Raw genomic sequence first — 16,296 nt, 5'->3', positions numbered from 1 at the left:
ACCGTGACCCACACCACTGCGCCGCAGAGCCCTGATTCCGACGTCGTGCTGCAGTGGTGGGCCGACGGCGAGCTGGCCGTCGCCGGCATCGTCGACCGGCTGACCGACGACGAACTGTCCGGGGGATCGGTGTGCCAGGGCTGGTCCCGAGCCCACGTCGTCGCGCACCTGGCCCGCAACGCCGACGCGCTGGTCAACCTGCTGACCTGGGCGCGCACCGGCGTCGAGACCCCGATGTACCCCTCCCGCGAGGTCCGCGACTCCGGCATCGCCGCCACCGCCGCGCGGCCCCCGGCGGAGCTGCGTGGCGACTACGTCGTCGCGTGCGCGCGGCTGGCCCAGGCGATCGAGTCCATGCCCGCCGACGCGTGGACGGCGCAGGTGCGCAACGGGCAGGGGGCGACCGTGCCGGCCTCGGTGGTGCCGTGGATGCGGGCCAAGGAGATCTGGGTGCACGGCACCGACCTGCGCGCCGGGCTCTCCTTCGCCGACCTCCCGGACGACTTCTGCGCCGCGCTCGTCGACGAGGTGCTCGGGCTGTTCGCCGCGAGGGGGCAGGCCCCGGACGTCACCGTCGTCGCCACCGACGTCGACCGCACCTGGGGCGACGGCGGTACGCGGGTCGGAGGGCCGGTGGCTGCGGTCGCCGCCTGGCTGACCCGCTCCGAGGCCTCCGGTCTCACCGGCGACGTCCCACCGCCGCCCGCGTGGCTCTGAGACGGACGATCGGCCTCGAGGACGTCAGGCCGAGCGCCACCGGGCCCCCACGCGCCCCAGCGGGCTCAGCCGTACCGATCGGGCGCCGGGAGGAGCGGGTCAGACGAGAAAACGGTAGGCCGTCGTCCCCGGCGCCACGTGCTGGATCCGCAGCGGACTGGCCTCGATCCGCTCCAGCAACCCGGCCAGGCCGTCGGCCGCCCCCAGCTCGATACCGGTGAGCGCGGCGCCGGTCTCGCGGTTGTCGCGCTTCATGTACTCGAACAGCACGATGTCGTCGTCGGGGCCGAGCACCTCGTCGAGGAAGCGGCGCAGCGCGCCGGGCTCCTGGGGGAACTCGACGAGGAAGTAGTGCTTGAGCCCGCGGTGCACCAGCGACCGCTCGACCACCTCGGCGTACCGGCTGACGTCGTTGTTGCCGCCCGAGAGCAGGCAGACGACGGTCTGGCCGGGCTCGACCGGAACCAGCTCACCGCTGAGCGCGGCCGGGGCCAGTGCCCCCGCGGGCTCGGCGATGATCCCGTCGGCCTGGTAGAGGTCCAGCATCTCGGTGCAGATCTGCCCCTCCGGGACGGCGACCAGCTCGGCGCCGGAGTCGCGGACCAGGGGATGGGTGACGGCGCCGGCACGGCGCACGGCAGCGCCGTCGACGAACGTGTCGAGCTCCGGCAGGTCCACCGGCCGGCCCGCGGCCAGGGCGGCGGCCATGCTCGCCGCACCCGCAGGCTCCACGCCCACCAGCCGGGTGGTGGGGGAGGCGACCCGCAGCCAGGTGGCGCAGCCGGCGAGCAGCCCGCCGCCGCCCACCGGCAGCACGACGACGTCGGGCGCGGCGCCGAGCTGCTCCAGGATCTCGACGGCGACCGTCGCCTGGCCGGTCACCGTCGACAGCGCGTCGAACGCCGGCACCAGGGTGGCGCCCGATGCCGCGGCGGCCTGCGCGGCCGCGGCCGCCGCCTCGTCGTAGGAGTCGCCGACGACGACCAGCTGCACCATGTCCCCGCCCAGAGCGGCGATCCGCTCCCGCTTCTGCCGCGGCGTCGTCCCGGGCACGTACACCCGTCCGTGCACCTGCAGCGCCCGGCACGCGTAGGCGACACCCTGCCCGTGGTTGCCCGCGCTGGCGCACACCACCCCGGCGGCGCGCTGGCCGGCGTCCAGCCGGCTGATCGTGTTGTAGGCGCCGCGGATCTTGTACGAGCGGCCGACCTGCAGGTCCTCGCGCTTGAGCCACACGTCGGCACCGGTCAGCCCGGAGAGGCGGGCGTTTCGCTGCAGCGGCGTCCGCTCGGCGACGCCGTCGAGCCGGCGGACGGCGTCGCGGACCTGGGCGGGGAAGTCCAGCGCGTCATCGCCGGGAGTGCTGCTCACGCCGCCCATCGTCGACGACGCGCTCCGGCGGGAGACGAACCGGGCAGAGATCGCGCCGTGATCTGCCCCACGGAGGCATCCCCGGGCCTACCCTCGGCGGCCCCTGAGGTCGCGCGAGGCGGTGAGTGGTCCATGGCCCGAGCCCTGGTCGTCTTCGAGTCGGTGCCCGCCGAGACGCGGCTGATCGCGATGGCCGTCGCACAGGGGCTGGCGACCCGCCTGCCCGTCGACGTGGCCTGCGCGCAGGACGCACCCACGGCCGTGGCCGGTGACGTGCGGTTGCTGGTGGTCGGCGGGCCGGGGCACCCGCCGGCGAGGCCGGCCGCACGCCGGTACGGGCTGCGCGAGTGGCTGGACGCGGTGACGCTGCCGCGCGGGGTGCACGTCGCCGTCTTCGACCTGCGCCCCGACGAGCCGGCCCGGTTCGCCGGCGACGGCGCCATGGGCATCGAGCGGGCGCTGGTGCGCGGTCTGGGCGCCACCGCGGCCGCACCGCCGGAGCACTTCCTGCTCACGGCTGCGCAGGGGCCGCTCGCCGACGGCCAGGAGGACCGCGCGCGCCGGTGGGGGCAGGCGCTGGCCGAGGTGGTGGCGCCGCGCCCGGTGGTCAGTGCGGCTCGAGCAGCCGCAGCCGCAGCCGCGGCTGGGTGACCAGCCGCTTCTCGAACGTGACCCGGTGCCGGCCGTCGTCGCCCTCCACGAACCGCAGTCGGTCGACCAGCGCCCGCATCAGCATCAGGCCGCGGCCACGGTCGTCGGTCGGGGCCGGATCGGTCTCCGTCGCGCTGGCGACGTCGAAGCCCGCGCCGTCGTCCAGCACGCTGATCGTGCACAGCTGCTCGTCGATGGAGACGTCGACCTGGTAGTCCTCGTGGTCGGCCGCGTGGTCCACCACGTTCGCGCAGGCCTCGGTGAGCGCCAGCGTGATCTCCTCGATCACCGGCTGAGTGACGTGGAGGTGCTCCAGCGCCTGCCGCAGCAGCCCGCGGACCAGCGGCACGCTCTGCGCGTCGGTCGGCAGCTGCACGCTGAAGTCGATGTTCATGGCCGGTCAGCCTCCTTCCATCCGGTGGCCTACCCTCGGACGCCGGGACGACCAGGTGAGGGCGGTGAACGGTGACCTTCGACGTGGCACGGACGACGGTTGCCGGGCGGCCGGCCCTCACCGTACGGGGTGAGCTGGACATCGCGACCGCGCCGCAGCTGACCGAGGCCGCCGACGCCGTGCTCGCGGGGTCGCCGTCGGCCCTCGTCGTCGATCTGACCCCCACCACGTTCCTCGACTCCTCCGGCGCCCGGACGCTGATCGTGCTGGCCCGCCGGGCGGCCGCGGGCGGAGTGCTCCTGCACGTGGTGGCACCGCGCGGCAACCGGCCGGTCCGGCTGCCCCTCGACCTGCTCGAACTCGACTCGGTGGTGTCGATCGTGGACTCGGCCGCCGAGCTGCCCGCCGCCGCGGGCAGCGACGCCACGTGACGTCCCGGCGGTGACCGGCCCCGCTGCCGGATCCGGGACCATCGACGACGCGCTGGCGCGCTGCGCCGACGAGCCGATCGCGGTACCCGGTGCCGTCCAGCCGCACGGGGTGCTGCTGGCCGTCACCGAGCTCGACCTGCGTGTCGTCATCGCCTCGGCCAACGCCGAGGGTCTGTTCGGCCGTGCGGTGCGCGGTGCCTCGCTCGCCGAGCTGCTCGACCCCGCCGGCACCGACCGGTTGCGCGACGGGCTGGCCGGCGACCCCGCCGAGGTCAACCCGCTGCACGTCGAGGTGGGCGGAACCGGCGTCGACGTCGTCCTGCACCGGGCCGACGGCCTGCTGCTCACCGAGTGGGAGCCCGTGGAGGGCGCCGGACAGGCCGGTGCCGACTGGCACCGCCGCCTCCCCACGGTGCTCCAGCGGCTGTCGGCCGCCACCACCCTCGACCAGCTCGGCGAGGTGCTGGCCCGTGACGTGCGCGCGCTGACCGGCTTCGACCGGGTGATGGTCTACCGCTTCGACGCCGACTGGAACGGCGAGGTCATCGCCGAGGACCGCCGCGCCGACCTCGAGCCGTTCCTCGGCCTCCGGTACCCGGCCGGCGACATCCCGGCCCAGGCTCGCGCCCTCTACGCCACCAACTGGATGCGGCTGATCCCCGACGCCGGCTACGAGCGGGTGCCGCTGGAGCCGGCCACCTCCCCGCGCACCGGCCGGCCGCTGGACCTCTCCGGATCGATGCTGCGCAGCGTCTCCCCGGTGCACCTGGAGTACCTGGCCAACATGGGCGTGGCCGCCTCGATGTCGATCTCGCTCATCGACCGCGGCAGGCTCTGGGGCCTGGTCGCCTGCCACCACTACGCCGGACCGAACCGGCCCTCCTACGCCGACCGCACGGCCGCGGAGTTCCTCGGCCGCACCGCGTCGCTGCTGCTGCGCACCGTGGTCGCGGAGGGGGAGCAGGGAGGCGTCGTCGAGGTCGCCGAGCGCGCCGTCGACCTCGCCGCCGCCGTCGGTCGCACCCCGCGGGCGCTCGGTGCGGCGCTCACGGAGCGGGAGGTCACGGTCCTGGACCTGCTGCCCGCGGCCGGGGCCGCGGTGCGGCTCGACGGTCAGCTCCGCCTGCTCGGGACGACCCCGCCGCCGGAGCGGGTCGCCGAGCTCGTCGGCGCGCTCCTCGCCGCGGACGTGACCGCCACCGACGCCGCCTCCCGCGTGGTACCGGGCGCCGCGGACCTGGTCGACCGCGCCGCCGGGGTGCTCGCCGTGCCTGTCGGCGGCGGGGACTTCCTCGCGTGGTTCCGGCCCGAGACGCTGCGCGAGGTCACGTGGGGCGGCAACCCGTACGCCGCCGAGCTGGCGCCCACCGACGACGGCGGCCTGCGGCTGAGCCCGCGCCGGTCGTTCGACGCGTGGAGCGAGACGGTGCGGGGGACGTCGCAGCCGTGGCGCGATCACGAGGTGGCCGCGGCCCGCACCCTGGCCGCCCTCCTCACCGAGGCCGCGGTCAACCGCGCTTCCGAGGACAACCGCCTGGCCACCGCCCTCCAGCGCACGCTGCTGCTCGAGGAGCTGCCGAAGATCCCCGGCGTCGCGCTCGCCGCCCGGTACCTGCCGAGCGCCGAGGACGTCGTCGGCGGCGACTGGTACGACCTGGTGCCGCTGCCCGGCGGGCGGGTGTCCTTCGTGCTCGGCGACGTCGCCGGGCACGGTCTCGCCGCCGCCGCGATCACCGCTCAGCTCCGTCATGCGCTACGGGCGCACCTGCTGCGGGCCCCCGGCCCGGGAGCGGCCCTCGACGGCCTGAACGAGGTCATCGGCGCGTTGCTGCCGGGCGAGCTGGCCACCGCGGTGATCGCCGAGGTCGACCCGGCGACCGGAGACGTCGTGGTCGCCAGCGCCGGGCACCTGCCGGTGCTGCACGCCACAGCCGACGGCGCGCGCTTCCTGCACGAGGGGCGCGGCCCGGCGCTGGGTCTGCTGGATGCCGCCGGCTACCGCGAGACCCGGTTGCGGCTGGCCGGGGAGGACCGCCTGCTGCTGTTCAGCGACGGGCTGGTCGAGCGCGGCGCCGGCGGGCTGGACGCGGGGATGGCGGCGCTGCAGGAGGCCGTCAGCTCGGGCCCGGTGCAGCCGCAGGCGCTGCTCGACGCGGTGCTGGGGGCGCTGGACCCGCCGCGCACCGACGACATCACACTGCTCGCGGTCGCCCGCACCTGAGGCTGGCGCGCTCCTCCCACGAGAGCACGTGCCCCGCCCGCCGGGTTCGGGTGACGGCCACAGCTCGAAGCGTTGCCCGGCCGGTGCGGCGGGACGGCTCGGGCCCGGCAGCGCCCTAGCGTCGACGGCCGGCCCCGCCCGGCGGCCACCGGCCGTCGACCTGGGAGCGCGCACGTGACCCTTCTCGCCCAGCCGGCACCCCGGCGCACCGCTGGTTCCCGCGCCGGCCGCCTGGTCGGCGCACTCCTCCTCGTCGTGGTGCTGGCCGGGTGCGCAGCCGGAGCCACCGCGCCCGCGGCCGCGCCGTCGACGACCACCTCCGCGCCCCCGCCACCGCCACCGCCCCCGCCACCACCGGTGCTCTGGCCGCTGACCGGCGTGGACAGCGCCGGCGCCGACATCACCCGGCCCGCGCTCGCGGTGAAGATCGAGAACTCCCTCGCCGCCCGGCCGCAGACCGGCCTGAGCGTCGCCGACCTGGTGTGGGAACAGGTCGTCGAGGGGGGCATCAGCCGCCGTCGAAGGCGTCGGCCACCGAGCCGGTGCTGCTCACCGCTGCCGACGGCAGCCCGGTGACGCTGGCCGCCGGCAACACGTGGGTCGAGCTGGTGCCCAACCGGACGGGTTCGGTCACGCTCCGCTGAGACCGAGGGAGGTAGCACGGCCGTGGTCAGGCGGCGCCGCGCTCGTGCACGCGGGCGCGCACCCAGCCCGCGAGGCAGTGCAGCGCGGCGTGCTGCTCGGCCGAGGCGTAGCCCTGCTCGAACGCCACCGCCTCGAGCAGTGCGGCGCTGGTGACGTCGCCACCCCGGAAGAAGCGCTCCAGCACCTGCCCGGAGTCGGTGCGGCTGACGAAGAAGCCGGCGATGCCGAGGGCGACCGAGTCGGTCACCGCCAGGCTGACGGGGGCGTGCGCCATGGAACCGCGTCGGTCCAGGACCTCCTGGACCTGGCTGACGATCTGGCTCTCGGTGGCGGGCACCGTGGCCCGGCAGGTGATGCGCACCGTTCCCTCCCCGTTCGGATGTCCTCGCAGGAGGGAACGGCCGGTCCGGTGCCGAACTGCACCCCCCGCAGGGGTCAGATCCTGAGCAGCACGCCGGTCTGCTCGCCGCGGTGTCAGACGTCCCCATGAGTGCCGTGCAGCAGCGGAATGCATGTGACACTGCTAGTGTGCATGGCATGACCGTCTCGATGACCATCCGCGACGTCCCGGACGAGACCCGGGACGAGCTGGCTGCTCGGGCGGCGCGCGCCGGGATGTCCCTGCAGGAGTACGTGCGGGCCCAGTTGGTGGGGCTGGCCGGGGAACCGGATCCTGCGCAGCTGTGGGATCGGGTCCGAGCGCGCGTGCGGGCGACCGGCAGCCGACTTCCGGCCGCAGAGATCCTGGCTGCCAGGGATGCCGACCGCGCGTGACACTCGTGGTCGACTCTTCTGCAGTGGTCGCCGCGCTGGTGGACGACGGACCGGACGGTGAGTGGGCGAGCGCCTACCTGAGGAGCGAGCCGTTGGCGGCTCCCGCGCACATGCTGATCGAGGTCTCGAACGTGCTGCGGCGCTCGGTGCTCGCCGACTCGGTCAGCCGTGACGTGGCAGCGCTCGCACACGAGGTGTTGCCGGGGATCCGGGTGACGACCTTCGGCTTTCCCAGTCTCGCCGCGCGGGTGTGGGCATTGCACCCGACGGTGACCGCGTACGACGCCGCATACGTCGCGCTCGCGGAGGAACTGGATGTCCCGCTGCTCACCCTCGACCGCCGACTCGTCCGGGCCAGTGGTCCCACCTGCGTCTTCCTGACACCGCCCGAGTGAACAGCCATCCGACCGTTCAGCTCCCTCCGCACGTGTGACGGCACATGCGGGCACGGGCCGGTCAGCAGGTCAGCAGTCCGCCGTCCTGCTCGGTGAGCCGGCCGGAGTCCACCGCGAACGCCAGCGCCTTCTCCAGCACGGGGGTGACGGAGGGGGCCCGGCGCTTGTAGCCGAACACCGCCGCGGTCGTGGTCAGCAGCTCGTCGCGCTGCATCCCCGCCGCGGCCCGGCACAGCGCCGCCATCGCGTTGGCGATCTCCTCCCGCGCGACGTGCTCGATCGGCCGGTCGGTGCTCGACACCTGCCGGCGGAAGCCGGTCCACCTCGCGCGGTCCAGGCCCTCGGGCCAGAGGTGGTCGCCGTCGACGGCGGAGGGCGGCAGCAGCGACAGCAGCAGCTGCTTGCGCGCCTCGGTCACCCGGTTGAGCCCGAAGGCGCCGACGGTCAGCTTCGCCAGCCGGTCGACGTGGACGGGCCCCTCGGCCTTCACCCCGGCGGTCATCACCCGGCGCACCGCCCGCGCGGCCTTGGACGCCGGCAGCTCGTCCAGCACAGACTTCTCCCCGGCGGTCTTCGGGATCCACGGCACGAACGGCGTCTCGCCCTCCAGCGCCGCCGGACCGGCCGCCTTCTTCGCGGTGGCCGCCTTCGGGGCCGGTCGGGCCGGCGTCGCCGGCACGGCCATGGAGGTCACCGAGGAGCGCAGCGCCGCGACGCCCTTGAACGACTCGACGGCCGCCGTCGGCAGCTGGAGCGGCTCGGCCACCGGCACCGGCGACGCCGGCGCCGCGTCGACCGCGGCTCCCAGCCGGTCGACGACGGGGGACGGGTCGGCCAGCCACGTCGGCAGCCACACCCGCTGCACCACCGGCCAGCGGAGCATGTCGCCCAGCACCTCGACCGGCAGGCCGTCGCGGTCGCCCACGGTGCCCCGGCGGGCCCAGGCCGGGCCGTCCAGCAGCACCGCCATCACCGGGGTCGCCGGGTCGGCGGGCCGGGAGACCGACAGGTCCACCCGGAACTCCGAGAGGCCGACGTCGGTGCGCACGACCAGCCCGCGCTCGCGCAGCGCCGCGGCGATCTCCTCGCGGTGCCGGTCGACGACGGCGGCCGAGCGCGGAGAGCGCGGCAGCACGTCGGTGCCCTGCTCGGCCATGTCCAGATAGGCACGCAGGTGCTTGATCCCGACCGAGGAGGTCTCCTCGGCGCGCAGCTGCGCCGGGTCGAACGACGAGAAGACGACGACCTGGCGCCGGGCCCGCGTGATAGCCACGTTGAGCCGCCGCTCGCCGCCCTGCCGGTTCAGCGGGCCGAAGTTCAGCGGCAGGGTGCCGTCGGCGGTGGGGGAGAAGCCGGTGGAGAAGAAGACGACGTCGCGCTCATCGCCCTGCACGTTCTCCAGGTTCTTGACGAACAGCCCCTCGCCGTCGGAGCGGTCGAGCGCGGCGGCCAGCCGGTCGTCGTCGGCGTCGCGCAGCAGCGCCTCGATGTAGGAGCGTTGCTGGGCGTTGAAGGTGACGACGCCGATCGAGGGCACCGCATCGATGCCCTCCCACTGCGGCACCGCGTCGAACCGCCGCCGGATCTCCGCCACGATCGCCTTGGCCTCGATCGGGTTCGTGCGCAGCAGCCGGCCCGCGCCGGAGCGGTGGAACGTGCCGGGCACGCGCACCAGCGACACCCCGCGGCCGTCGGGCTCGGCGGAGGCCCGCCCGTGCGTGGGCGCGGGGAACGACGACAGCCGGTTCTCGTAGTACTGGGCGTTGGAGAACGCGATGAGCGACTCGTCCTGGCTTCGGTAGTGCCACGACAGCCAGTGCCGGGGCACCCGCGCCTGCACGCACTCGCTGAGGATCGACTCCTCGTCCTCGACCGCCGTCTCCACGACCTCCACCGAGTCGTCCGACGACGACGTCGCCGGCTCGAGGAAGGACGTGGGAGGCATCTGCCTGGAGTCGCCGACGACCACCGCGGCCTTCGCCCGGCCCAGCGCGCCGACGGCGTCGGCCACCCGGATCTGCGAGGCCTCGTCGAAGACGACGAGGTCGAACTGGTTCGCCGCGGCCGGGAAGAACCGGGCGACCGAGTCCGGCGACACGAGCACGCACGGCATCACGGCGGTGATCAGCTCGCCGTACCGGGCGAGCAGCTGCCGCACACCCAGGCCGCGCCGCTGCTTGGCCAGCTCGCGCTGCAGGGCGCCCACCTGCCCGGTGCCCATGGCCGGGTCGAAGGGCCGGGCGCCCAGGACCGCGGCCGGTAGCGCCGCCGTCAGGTGCTCGCGGACCGCCCGGGACGCCGAGGTGAACCGGGTGATCGCCGCCTCGTGGGCCTCGGGGTCGAAGCCGTCCAGCCCGGTGGCGTCCAGCCGCTCGGCCACCGACGCCACGGCCAGCCCGCGGTCCAGCGCCCGCACCGCGTCGTCGGCGGCGATCGCGCCGGTGATCAGCAGCGTCCGTGCGTCGAACAGGCCCGCGTAGCGCAGCGGCTCCAGGGTGTCGAGGAAGGAGACCCAGCGACGCAGCGACATCAGCACCGAGCCGTTCCCGCCGGACCCGGGCGGAGTCAGGGTGCCGCGCTCGGGCCGGGTCATCGACCAGCGCAGCACCAGACCGTCGTCCCCGGCCCAGGTCGCCAGCTGGTCCGACGAGCTGCGGCAGACCCGCAGCAGCGTGGTCACGGCGTCCCGCAGCCGGGCGACTGCCGCAGCCGCCTCGGGCCCGGTGGGCATCCCGGCGACGATCAGCTTGCGCAGCGCCACGTGGAAGGCCGAGGACCCGTCGACGGCGGCACCGGCGCGGCGCAGCCAGTCGACCTCGCGCTCGAGCAGCCCGGGGTCGGTGAACGGGTTCCAGCCCTCCGGTGCCGACAGGCCCGGCACGGCGCGGGCCCGGCCGGCGACCGCCTGCACCGCGGTCTGCACCCGCCAGAGGTTCTCCACCAGCGCGGGCACGTCCTTGGGCCTCACCTTCGCGCCCGGCCGCAGGCACGAGGCCAGCTGGTCGCGCACGGCCGTCAGCCGGCGACGGCGCCCCCACCAGCTCGACGCGGCCGCCGTCTGCGCGGCCACGTAGACCTCGGCCAGCGGGAGGCCGAGCACGTCGGGGGAGGCGACGTCGAGCCCCGGATGCCGGAAGGTGGCGAACGCGGCCACCTCGCCCAGGACCGCGCCGGTCGCCGTCGTCCACCGGCCGCTGAACGTCTCGTCCAGCACGTCGAGGCCCACCGGGGGACCGGACAGCAGGTGCACCAGCGAGTCGAGGTCCTCCGCCGTGCGGACGTGCCGCAGCACGCCGCCGAGCTGGGGGTCGGACCCCACCTCGCGCACCGCGGCATCCACCTCGGCGGCGGCCTCCCGGGCCGCCGGCAGGTCGACCTCGGGCGAGTCGACGAACGCCCACGGGTGCCGCGGCGACGGGCGGGTGAGGTCGGCGATGTCGGGCAGCAGGGCCAGCGCCCGTCGCACCGCGGTCAGCACCTCCGGCGGCGCATTGGCCACGAAGGGCAGCGGCACCGGCAGCGGCTCGACGTCGGTCCCAGCGGTCAGCTCCGCCGTCCGCGCGGTGTACAGCGAGAGCCCGGCGGCGTTCTGGGTGTGCAGGCGGTCGGCGTAGCGGGCCAGCTGTCGGCGGGCCGAGCGCAGCGTCTCCGACTCCGCGGCCAGGCCCTGCTCGTCGACGGCGACGGCGTGCTCCAGCGCCACCCGGATCTGCGCGCGCACCATCGAGGCGCGGGAGCCCTTGTCGTGCAGGTCGAGGGCGAACATGCCCATGCCGACGGCATCCAGGCGCCGGGCCACGACGTCCAGGGCGGCCCGCTTCTCGGCGACGAACAGCACCCGCTTGCCGTCGGCGACCGCCCGGGTGAGCAGGTTGGTGATCGTCTGCGACTTGCCGGTCCCGGGCGGGCCCTCGAGCACGAACGTGCGCCCGGCGCTCGCCTCGGCGACGGCCCGCAGCTGGGAGGCGTCGGCCGCGGCGGGCAGCCGGGCGGCCAGGTCGTCGAGGTCCACGTGGGCCGCCGAGTCGCGGGCCGGGTCGAGGAACGGCTCGTTCGGCTCGTGCACGAGGTGGTGCACCAGCGGGTTCTGGGTGAGGTCGGCCCAGTGCTCGTCGAGGTCCTTCCACAGCCGGTACTTGGCGAACTGCAGGATCGCCAGGTCCGCCGTCGCCTCCACCCGGTAGGGCAGGCCGTGCCCGACCAGCGCGACCCGCATGGCCTCCAGTGCCCGGTCGAGCTCCAGCGTGGTCTCGGCCGCCTCGGTCAGCGTCGGGACGACGAGCCCGTGCACCTGGCGCAGCTTCTCCAGCAGGCAGTAGTTGGGGGTGCTCGACCCCGACTCGTCCAGCGACAGCCGGTAGGAGCCGGTGCGCCCCACGGGCGCGAGGACGACGGGCACCAGCAGCAGCGGTGAGCGCAGCGGCCGCCCGTCGAGCTCCCACACCAGCGAGCCCAGCGCCAGGTACAGGTTGTTCGCGCCGGTCTCCTCCTGCACCGTTTTGGCGCGGTAGGCGAGGTTGCGCAGCCGGGGGAGGTAGCCGCCGGAGGTGACCTCGGCGTGCACCTCGCGCCGCTCGACCAGCAGCTCGGTGAGCTGCTCGGCGGGAAGCTCCGCGGCCCCGGTGAGGCCGCGCTCCTTCTGGACGGCGGCCAGCTGGTCCGCCGGCAGCAGCGTCACCGGGGTGCCGTCGTGGATGAAGTTGTCCAGGATCGGCAGCGCCGTGCCGGGCACCGTGAGCGGCAGGCCGGCGCGCTCGGTGTAGTTGATCAGCCGGTTGCGCAGGCTCAGGTCGAGCAGCGCGTTCTTCCACTGCTGCACCCGGGGCGGCGCCTCGGGGCGGCTGCCGGGCTGCTGCGGCGTCGTCCCGGTGGGGAAGGCCGGCGCGCTGTGCTCGGCCGGCCGGTACTCGACCACCTGCAGCAGGCCCTCCGGCGTCCGGGCGCGGGCCGGCAGCGGCAGGATGCCGTCCCGCCGGGCGCGGTGGACGTCGGTGACGCCGAGGACACGGTCGAGCTCGCCGGTCAGCCAGCCGTCGTAGGCGGCGCGGTGCAGGTCCTCGTCGGCGGAGGCCGAACCGGTGAGCAGCGTGGTCTCGACCAGGCCGATGAGCCCGAGGTCGACCAGGTTCACCAGCGGGGCGGCGTCCGTCGTGGCGGCGCTCTCGGAGCTGCGCTCCTCCCGCCAGTAGCCGAGGAAGGAGTGCCCCTCGGCCAGCCACAGCAGCGGTCGGATGCCGGCCTGCTCGCACGCGGCGGCGAGGAGCACCACGGTGTCCAGGGGGGTGCCCACCCGCCAGGTGAGGACGTCGCCGGGCGAGCGCACCTGCTGCCCGAGGTCGGACCAGCTGGCCGGGGGCTCGGAGTGCCGGACGCCGCGGCGGCGCAGGGCGTCGGCGAGGGCGTGCACCACCTCGTCGACCCGCTCGGCGGTGGCCGCGTAGCCGACCATCGCACCGCTGCCGGTCCGCTGCTCCAGCAGCTCGGCGGCCTCGGCCACCAGACCGGTGACCGCCGGGTGGTTGGGCAGCACATGGGCGGCGAGCATCTCCAGCGCCAGCGGCAGCGGCGTGGCCAGCCACTGGTTGGCGGCGAGCACCTGCACCGGCGTGGTGGCCTCGCCCAGCAGCTCGGCGTCGAGCTCCACCTCGACGTCGACGACGCCGGGGCGCTGTTCCTCGACGTGCAGCATCGCCGCCGGGTCCATGACCAGCCCGATGCCGGTGAGCACGGTGGTGCGGCCGGCGTCGATGTCGGCGAGCAGCTCGACGGGCTGGGCGATCGATCCCTCCGCATCCCGCACGGACAGCCGGACCGTCGCCCCGCGCAGGGGCCGGTCGGCGGTCAGCGCGAGGCGGGAGACGACCGGCAACCGGTTGTGCGCCAGGGCGTAGCTGAGCACCGGGGTGGCGGTGAGCTCGATGGAGACCGCCGTCGACGGCGCGTCGACATCACCGAGCTCGATGTCGGCAGTGATCTCCATGTCACCTGTCTACCGGGTCGGACGGACTGGTCCGCCCATGGTCCCCGACGGGTGGGGCGGATGTGACGGGTGCGGTCGATCGTTGCGCGGGATCACAGGGCCGTTCGCCGTGGGCGGTTCCGGCACCCCGCGGTCCTGCCGATGGTGGACGACCCTCGACGATCGCGGCTGGATGGGACCCTGCTCCCCCCGGGAGCGAAGTCCCGATCCGGAGCCCGGGCCGCGGCCGGTCCGGCTTGCCGTACCGCCGCCGTCCGGGTGAGGGTGCGGGCATGAGAAGCCGCAGCGTCACGACTCCGGGCTCCTCGTCGAGGACCGGGAGCACGTCCGGGTGCTGACCCTCGACCGGCCCGAGCGGCGCAACGCGCTCTCCACCGAGCTGCAGGCCGATCTGGTGGAGCAGTTGCTGCGGGTGGTCGAGGACGGCGTCCGCGCGGTGGTGCTCACCGGCACGGGGCCGGCGTTCTGCGCCGGTTTCGACCTCAAGGAGATCCGGGCCGCCGACGAGCGGGGGGAGCGGTTCCGCCCGCCGATGGACCGGCCGGCCCGGGCGGTCTTCGAGGTGGTCACCGAGACGCCGGTGCCGGTGATCGCCGCGCTCAACGGTCCGGCGGTCGCCGGTGGTTTCGAGCTGGCCCTGGCGTGCGACCTGCGGATCGCCTCGCCGGCAGTCCGCTTCGCCCTGCCGGAGGCCGCGATCGGCATGGGCGCCAACTTCGGCTCGGTGGTGCTGCCCAAGCGGATCCCGGTCGGCATCGCGCTCGAGCTGTTGTTCACCGGCGATCCGGTCGACGCGACCGAGGCGCAGCGGTGGGGGCTGGTCAACCGGCTGGTCGAGCCGGATCAGGTGCTGCCGATCGCGCTCGATCTCGCCGCCCGGATCGCGGCCAACGCGCCCATCTCGGTGCGCCGCATGAAGGAGACCGCGATCAAGGCGCTGGAGCTGCCGCTCTGGCAGGGGCTGCGGCTGGACGTCGGCCCCAACCCCTACCTGAGCGAGGACCGCAAGGAGGGCATCGCCGCCCGGCTGGAGAAGCGGCCGCCCCGCTGGTCCGGCCGCTGATCCGCCGGCCGCGGCGGCAGCGACCTGATGCGGAACGTGGTCGTTCATGACGGTCGCGTAACGGCTCGTCACTCCCGTCGAAACGAGGTGCCGATCGCCGGTCGGTGCTGCCAGGGTCCCCCTGTCCGTGTCGGTACCGATCCCCGAGGAGTCCTCATGACCTGTGCGCACTGCGGAGCCGTGCACCAGCGAGGCCGCTACTGCGTCGGCTGCGGCAAGACCATGCCGCCCTCGACGCTGCCGCCCCGTCCGGTCCGCCTGGCCCCGCGCCCGCCGTACGAGGTCACCGATGAGATGACCCAGCCGGTGCTGCGGTTCGACGTGCGCCCGCGACGGTCGCCGGCGCTCGAGCGGGTCGTGGCCGAGGCCGGCTGAGGGCTCTGCGGGCAGTTGTGCTCCGAGTCCGGGGCGACCCAGAGCGCAACTGTCTGGGCCACCCCGCGGCGGATTCACCCGTCCGGGTGACGAGGCTCACTGCTAGCAATCTGCTTGCAGTAGTTAGCACTCCGCGGATGTGGGGCATGCAAGAGACCGTCAGGTCATCCCCACGTCCTTGGAGCTGCATCTCTCGTGACCGACGACAACGCCAAGATCATCAACCAGCTGCGCGCCCTCGCCCTGCTCACGCAGACCGAGGAGCAGATCGCACGCACCCGCATCTCGCAGGCTCGTACCGACGCCGTCCGTCGCGAGCTGACCCAGAACGCCGACAACGCCGCCGCCCGCTCGCTGGAGATCACCGAGCAGCTGCGCGCGGTGGGTGGGGTCCCCGACGTCGTCACCCCGGTGGTCGGCCGGCTCTCCGCCGCTCTCAAGGCCACTTTCGAGCAGGCCACCTCGGTCGAGGAGGCACTGCTGCAGGACCTGCAGCTCGAGCACCAGCTGCTCGACCGCGCCACCTACCTCAAGGTGCTGGCCGACACCGCCGGTGAGACCAAGGTCCGCCAGCTCGCCGAGAAGCTCGTCGACGCCCACAAGGCGACCGTCGAGTGGCTGACCGTCGTCCTCGCCGAGGAGGCCCTGGGCGGCCCCGCCGCCCTCGTCGCCACCCCGGTGCAGAAGGTCGCCGGTGCCGTCGCCCGCGGCGTCAACGCGCCGGTGCGCTTCTGGGCCAACACGGTCAACAACGCCGTCGACACGGTGAAGCACGCCGGTGAGGAGACCTCCGACCGGTTCTCCGCCGTCACCGACCGGGCCGCCGCGTTGACCGACGCCGTCCGCGAGACCCTGACCGCCGGCCGCAGCGCCTCGCTGCGCCGGGCCGAGCAGGTCGCGAACCGTGAGGGCGACAAGGATGTCGCCAAGGCCGCCCGGACGGCCCGGGAGGAGCTCGGCGACGTCTCCGCCGACGAGCTGCCGATCAAGAACTACGACAATCTCTCCGTCGGCGACGCCGTGAAGGCGATCAAGGACCTGAAGACGCCGCACGACATCCGCGTCGTCATCAGCTACGAGGAGGCCCACAAGAACCGGGCCAACGTGGCCAGCGCCGCGCAGACCCAGCTGGCCGCCCTGGCCAAGGAAGCGGTCGGCGTCAGCAGCTGAGCACCACCCCCTCACCCCGGAGGGGACCGCAGGGCCCGCACCCGCACGGAGGGTGCGGGCCCTCGGCGTGTCCGAGATCGCCCCGTCCGCGGGTTTGGCACGCCGAGCC

13 protein-coding genes and 1 pseudogene are annotated in these 16,296 nt (G+C 74.6%); 10 read left to right on the top strand and 4 right to left on the bottom strand.

Annotation, left to right across the window (positions count from 1 at the left end; all coding sequences use genetic code 11):
- The first annotated feature begins 3 nt into the window (after positions 1-3).
- Positions 4-717 (top strand): maleylpyruvate isomerase family mycothiol-dependent enzyme, encoded by a 714-nt coding sequence (locus QOZ86_RS08575; protein ID WP_284491539.1) that lies wholly within the window; start codon positions 4-6, stop codon positions 715-717.
- A 99-nt stretch (positions 718-816) separates the two neighbouring features.
- Here QOZ86_RS08575 and ilvA read toward each other — a convergent pair whose 3' ends face one another.
- The gene (gene ilvA / locus QOZ86_RS08570) at positions 817-2,088 is read right to left on the bottom strand and encodes a threonine ammonia-lyase IlvA (RefSeq protein ID WP_284491538.1); all 1,272 of its coding nucleotides are present in this window, start codon (positions 2,086-2,088) and stop codon (positions 817-819) included.
- A 132-nt stretch (positions 2,089-2,220) separates the two neighbouring features.
- Here ilvA and QOZ86_RS08565 point away from each other — a divergent pair, with 132 nt between their 5' ends.
- Complete coding sequence (locus QOZ86_RS08565; protein WP_284491537.1) at positions 2,221-2,739, top strand: hypothetical protein; 519 nt, start codon at positions 2,221-2,223, stop codon at positions 2,737-2,739.
- Here the strand turns inward: QOZ86_RS08565 and QOZ86_RS08560 are convergent.
- Complete coding sequence (locus tag QOZ86_RS08560; RefSeq protein WP_284491536.1) at positions 2,696-3,133, bottom strand: ATP-binding protein; 438 nt, start codon at positions 3,131-3,133, stop codon at positions 2,696-2,698. The genes QOZ86_RS08565 and QOZ86_RS08560 overlap by 44 nt on opposite strands.
- A 71-nt stretch (positions 3,134-3,204) precedes the next feature.
- Here QOZ86_RS08560 and QOZ86_RS08555 point away from each other — a divergent pair, with 71 nt between their 5' ends.
- From QOZ86_RS08555 to QOZ86_RS08545, 3 genes are all read left to right on the top strand, one after another.
- The gene (locus QOZ86_RS08555; RefSeq protein ID WP_284491535.1) at positions 3,205-3,564 is read left to right on the top strand and encodes an STAS domain-containing protein; all 360 of its coding nucleotides are present in this window, start codon (positions 3,205-3,207) and stop codon (positions 3,562-3,564) included.
- Between the two features lie 10 nt (positions 3,565-3,574).
- Entirely contained in the window at positions 3,575-5,785 is a 2,211-nt protein-coding gene (locus QOZ86_RS08550) for a SpoIIE family protein phosphatase (protein WP_284491534.1), read from the top strand.
- Between the two features lie 174 nt (positions 5,786-5,959).
- On the top strand, positions 5,960-6,361 hold the full coding sequence (locus QOZ86_RS08545; protein WP_284491533.1) for a DUF3048 domain-containing protein: 402 nt from the start codon (positions 5,960-5,962) through the stop codon (positions 6,359-6,361).
- A 94-nt stretch (positions 6,362-6,455) separates the two neighbouring features.
- Here the strand turns inward: QOZ86_RS08545 and QOZ86_RS08540 are convergent, their stop codons facing one another.
- On the bottom strand, positions 6,456-6,791 hold the full coding sequence (locus QOZ86_RS08540; protein WP_284491532.1) for a hypothetical protein: 336 nt from the start codon (positions 6,789-6,791) through the stop codon (positions 6,456-6,458).
- 176 nt (positions 6,792-6,967) lie between these two features.
- Here QOZ86_RS08540 and QOZ86_RS08535 point away from each other — a divergent pair, with 176 nt between their 5' ends.
- Positions 6,968-7,204 (top strand): FitA-like ribbon-helix-helix domain-containing protein, encoded by a 237-nt coding sequence (locus QOZ86_RS08535; RefSeq protein WP_284491531.1) that lies wholly within the window; start codon positions 6,968-6,970, stop codon positions 7,202-7,204.
- Positions 7,201-7,599 carry a type II toxin-antitoxin system VapC family toxin gene (locus QOZ86_RS08530; protein ID WP_284491530.1) on the top strand — a complete coding sequence of 133 codons (399 nt, stop codon included), beginning with the start codon at positions 7,201-7,203 and terminating at the stop codon, positions 7,597-7,599. The genes QOZ86_RS08535 and QOZ86_RS08530 overlap by 4 nt, the downstream gene beginning before the upstream one ends.
- Positions 7,600-7,660: 61 nt before the next feature.
- Here the strand turns inward: QOZ86_RS08530 and proA are convergent, their stop codons facing one another.
- Complete coding sequence (gene proA / locus QOZ86_RS08525) at positions 7,661-13,579, bottom strand: anti-phage protein ProA (RefSeq protein WP_284491529.1); 5,919 nt, start codon at positions 13,577-13,579, stop codon at positions 7,661-7,663.
- A 328-nt stretch (positions 13,580-13,907) separates the two neighbouring features.
- Here proA and QOZ86_RS08520 point away from each other — a divergent pair.
- The 3 genes and pseudogenes from QOZ86_RS08520 to QOZ86_RS08510 form a co-directional block, all read left to right on the top strand.
- A pseudogene (locus QOZ86_RS08520) lies at positions 13,908-14,642 on the top strand (enoyl-CoA hydratase/isomerase family protein); the annotation flags it as partial.
- A gap of 156 nt (positions 14,643-14,798) precedes the next feature.
- Positions 14,799-15,017 carry a hypothetical protein gene (locus QOZ86_RS08515; protein ID WP_284491528.1) on the top strand — a complete coding sequence of 73 codons (219 nt, stop codon included), beginning with the start codon at positions 14,799-14,801 and terminating at the stop codon, positions 15,015-15,017.
- Positions 15,018-15,212: 195 nt separating this feature from the next.
- Complete coding sequence (locus QOZ86_RS08510; RefSeq protein WP_284491527.1) at positions 15,213-16,187, top strand: ferritin-like domain-containing protein; 975 nt, start codon at positions 15,213-15,215, stop codon at positions 16,185-16,187.
- The last annotated feature ends 109 nt before the right edge of the window (positions 16,188-16,296 follow it).

It is taken from the genome of Blastococcus capsensis (genome assembly GCF_030165005.1).
Classification (GTDB): Bacteria; Actinomycetota; Actinomycetes; order Mycobacteriales; family Geodermatophilaceae; genus Blastococcus; species Blastococcus capsensis.
Note: the sequence above shows the minus strand (reverse complement) of the source record. Positions and strands in the feature narration are given on the sequence as shown.